Annotated in this window: 1 protein-coding gene; it reads left to right on the top strand. The window is 77.0% G+C overall.

Annotated elements, in window-relative coordinates:
* Positions 1-4141 (top strand): non-ribosomal peptide synthetase (locus OSB71_RS23995; RefSeq protein WP_265950907.1); only part of this gene is annotated, 4141 nt, incomplete at both ends.

The following is a 4141-nucleotide window of genomic DNA, read 5'->3' as shown; positions in this document are numbered from 1 at the left end:
GTGGGCGGCGGACCGTCCGCAGGTCCCCGTGGGCGAGCGCGTCCCCGGGGAGACGGCCGAACACGACGCGGACAGCGGCTACGGAGCGCTGGTCACGGTGCTGCCCGAGGAGCTGTTCGACGCGCTGGAGGCCGCCGCGTCCCGGGTCGGCGTGCCGGTCAAGAGCGTGCTGCTCGCCGCCCACCTGCGGGCGCTGAGCCTGGTCACGGGCACGGCGGACGTGGTGACGGGCCTGTCGTCGAACGGGCGGCTGGAGGAGAGCGACGGCACCGAGGTGCGCGGACTCTTCCTCAACACCCTCCCCTTCCGCCTCACGCTCCCCGCAGGGAGCTGGGCCGACCTCGCCCGCGGGGTGTTCCGTGCCGAGCGCGCGGCGCTGCCGCACCGCCGGTACCCGATGGCCGCGCTCCAGCGGGAGCTGGGCGGCACGCCGCTGTTCGAGACCGGCTTCGTCTACAACCACTTCCGGCACGTGGCGGAGATGGCCGCGGGCGGCACGGCCGCGGTGTCCGGACCGCACGAGGACGGCGGGACGGGGGTCGCCCGCACGAGCTTCCCGGTGCACGTCGCGGTCAGCCGCGAGCCGGGGCCGGCCGGGATGCGGCTGGAGCTGGAGTACGACGCCCGGCTCTTCCCGGCCGAGCAGATCCGGCTCTTCCGCGACTACCACCTGCGCGCCCTGCGGGCGTTCGCCGCCGACCCGGAGGCCGGTCACCGCGACGCCGCCCTGCTGGGCGCGGGCGAGCGGGCGCTGCTCGCCCGCTGGAACGACACCGCCGCCCCGACGCCGTCCACCACCGTGCACGCTCTCGTCGAGGCCAGGGCCGCGGCCACGCCCGAGCGGATCGCCGTGGTGGCCGGGGAACGCGCCCTGACCTACGCCGAGCTGGACGGCCGCGCCGAGCGGCTGGCCGGGGCACTGCGCGGCCTGGGCGTCGGTCCCGAGACGTTCGTGGGCGTGTGCCTGGAGCGCTCGCCCGAGCTGGTGGTCGCCCTGCTGGCGGTGCTCAAGGCCGGCGGCGCCTACGTGCCGCTGGACCCCGCCTTCCCGGCCGCCCGGGCCGCGGACATGCTCCGGCAGGCGCACGCCGAGGTGGTGCTGACCGGTGCGGGCACCGCCGGGCGCGTGCCGGCCGGGCCCTGGCGCACCGTGGACGCCGCCGCCCTGGCCGGGGCGGCCGACGCCGCCGCGGGCGCCGCGGGGCCCGCCCGCCCCGCGTCCGGCCCGGACCACGCCTGCTACGTCATCTTCACCTCCGGCTCCACCGGACGCCCCAAGGGCGTGGTGACCCGGCACCGCAACGTCACGGAGCTGCTGCACGGCGGGGCCCCGATGGCGCTGCGGGAGGACGACACGCTGCTCCAGATCGCCACGGTCGCCTTCGACGTCTCCACCTACGAGATCTGGGCGCCGCTGGCGGCCGGGGCCCGCCTCGTGCTGGCCCCCGCGGGCCCGTACACCCCCGGCGACGTGGCCGACTGGGTGGAGCGGGACCGGGTGACCGTGCTGCACGCGACGGCCTCGCTGTTCGCCCTGCTGGTGGACCAGGAGCCGCGCGCGTTCCCGGGCCTGCGCCGGGTGCTGACCGGCAGCGAGACGGTGTCACCGGACCACACGGCCCGGCTGCTCGAACGCCACCCGGGCCTGGAGGTGGTCAACTGCTGGGGCCCGACGGAGACCACCACGTTCTCCGTGTGCGCCACGTTCACCGGCTCCGGCCTGCCCGCGGGGCCGCTGCCGCTGGGCACACCGCTGGCCAACACCGAGGTGTGGGTGCTGGACGACGCCGGGCGCCCCGCCCCCGTCGGCACCCCCGGGGAGCTGTGCGTGGCCGGACCGTGCCTGGCCCGCGGCTACCTCGGCGCCCCGGAGCTGACGGCCGAGCGGTTCGCGCCGCACCCGCACGCGCCGGGGGTGCGGCTGTACCGCACCGGCGACCGGGGGCGCTGGGCCGCCGACGGCCAGGTCGAGTTCCTGGGCCGCGTCGACCACATGGTCAAGATCCGCGGCTACCGCGTCGAGCCCGGGGAGGTGAGCGCGGTGCTCGGCGCCCACCCCGGCGTGCGGCAGTGCGTGGTGACCGCGCCCCGGGACGCCGCGGGCCGCGCCGACCTGGTGGCGTACGCGGTGTGCGAGGACCCGGCGCCCTCGGCCGGCGCGCTGCGCGCCGCACTGCGCGAGCGGCTGCCCGACTACATGGTGCCGCGCGCCTTCGTCTTCCTCGACGCGCTGCCGCTCACCCCGCAGGGCAAGGTCGACCGGCGCGCGCTGCCCGCGCCCAGCGGGGAGCGTCCCGAGCTGTCGGCCGCCTACGAACCGCCGCTGCCGGGCGCCGAGTCGGTACTCGCGCAGGTGTGGGCGCGGGTGCTCGGAGTGGACCGGGTCGGCCGGCTGGACGACTTCTTCGAGCTGGGCGGTGACTCCATCCGCAGCATCCAGGCCATCGGACGCGCCCGGGAGGAGGGCGTCCGCTTCGGGCTCCAGGACCTGTTCCGCACGCCCACCCTGGCCGGGCTCGCCGCGGCGGCCACCCCCGCCGACGCGGCGGACGCCGCGCCGCCGAGCGAGCCGTTCGCCCTGCTCACGGCCGCGGACCGGGCCCGGCTGCCGGAGGGGCTGGCCGACGCCTACCCGATGGCCGAGCTCCAGATCGGCATGGTCTACGAGGGGGAGCGGGACCCGGAGCGCAACCCGTACCACAACGTGACCACGGTGCGGATCGGCGAGCGGTTCGAGGAGCCCGCCTTCCGCGCGGCGGTGGCGCTGGCCGTCGCCCGCCACGAGGTGCTGCGCACCTCCTTCGACCCCAGCGGGTACGGCGAGCCGCTGCAACTCGTGCACGCGCACGCCGAGCCGGCGCTGACCGTCGCCGACCTGCGCGGCACCGACGCCGACGCCCGCCGCGCCGCCCTGTCGGAGCACGTCCGCGCCGAACAGGCCGCGCCCTTCGGGCCGCGGGCGCTCCCGCTGTGGCGGATGGCCGTCCACCTGCTGGCCGACGACGCCTTCCAGTGGACGGTGACCGACCACCACGCCATCCTCGACGGGTGGAGCCTGGCCGCCACGCTCACCGAGGTCGTCGGGTACTACCGGGAGCTGCTCGCGGGCCGGACGCCCGACCCCGCGCCGGTCGGCTCCCGCTTCCGCGACTACGTGGCCGCCGAACGCGCCGCGCTGGCCTCCCCCGACAGCGCCGCCTTCTGGCGGGACCTGCTGGTTGAGCGCCCCGACGGGCGCGCGCCCCGGCTGCCCGTCGACCACCTCGCGCCCCCGGCGGAGGCGAGCGATCCGCGGGCCCCGGTGGCGGCGGCGCTGCCACCCGCGCTGCGCGAACGGCTGGAGGCGCTGGGCCGGCGCTGCGGGGTGCCGCTGAAGTCGGTACTGCTCGCGGCCCACCTGCGGGTGCTGAGCGTGGCCACCGGGGACGTCGACGTCATCACCGGGCTGTCGTCGAACGGGCGGTTGGAGGAGGCCGGGGCGACGGAGGTGCGCGGGCTGTTCCTCAACACCCTGCCCTTCCGGCTCGACCTGTCCGGCGGGAGCTGGGAGGAGCTGGTCCGCGCCGTCTTCGACGCCGAACAGGAGATGCTGCCCCACCGCAGGTACCCGCTGGGCGCCCTGCAACGGGAGCTGGGCGGTGGCCCGCTCTTCGAGACCGGCTTCGTCTACCACCACTTCCGGCAGGTGGACGAGCTGGGCGCACAGGGCGACGGGAGCGCCGACGGCGAGCCGGTCGCGGGCGCGGGGCGCACCCACTTCCCGCTGCTGGTCGCGGTGAGCCGGGAGCCGGGCGACGACGGCCTGCGCCTGGAGCTGGAGTACGACGCCCGGGAGCTGACGGTCGGACAGGTGGCGTTGCTGCGGGACTACCACGTGCGGGCGCTGGAGGCGATGGTCGCCGACCCCTCGGCCGACTACGGGCAGGTCAGCCTGCTCGGGGAGACCGAGCGCGCGCTGCTCCGCCGGTGGAGCGGTGAAGGTGCGACGCTGCCGGTCTCCCTCATCCACGAGCGTGTGGTGCGCCGGGCACGGGAGACGCCACACGCCCCGGCCGTCACCTTCGAGGACCAGACCCTCACCTACGCCGAACTGGTCGGCCGCGCCACCCGCGTGGCCCGGGAGCTGACCGCACGCGGAGTC

Origin of the sequence: Streptomyces marinisediminis (assembly GCF_026262575.1) — a bacterium.
Lineage (GTDB): Bacteria > Actinomycetota > Actinomycetes > Streptomycetales > Streptomycetaceae > Streptomyces > Streptomyces marinisediminis.
Note: the sequence above shows the minus strand (reverse complement) of the source record. Positions and strands in the feature narration are given on the sequence as shown.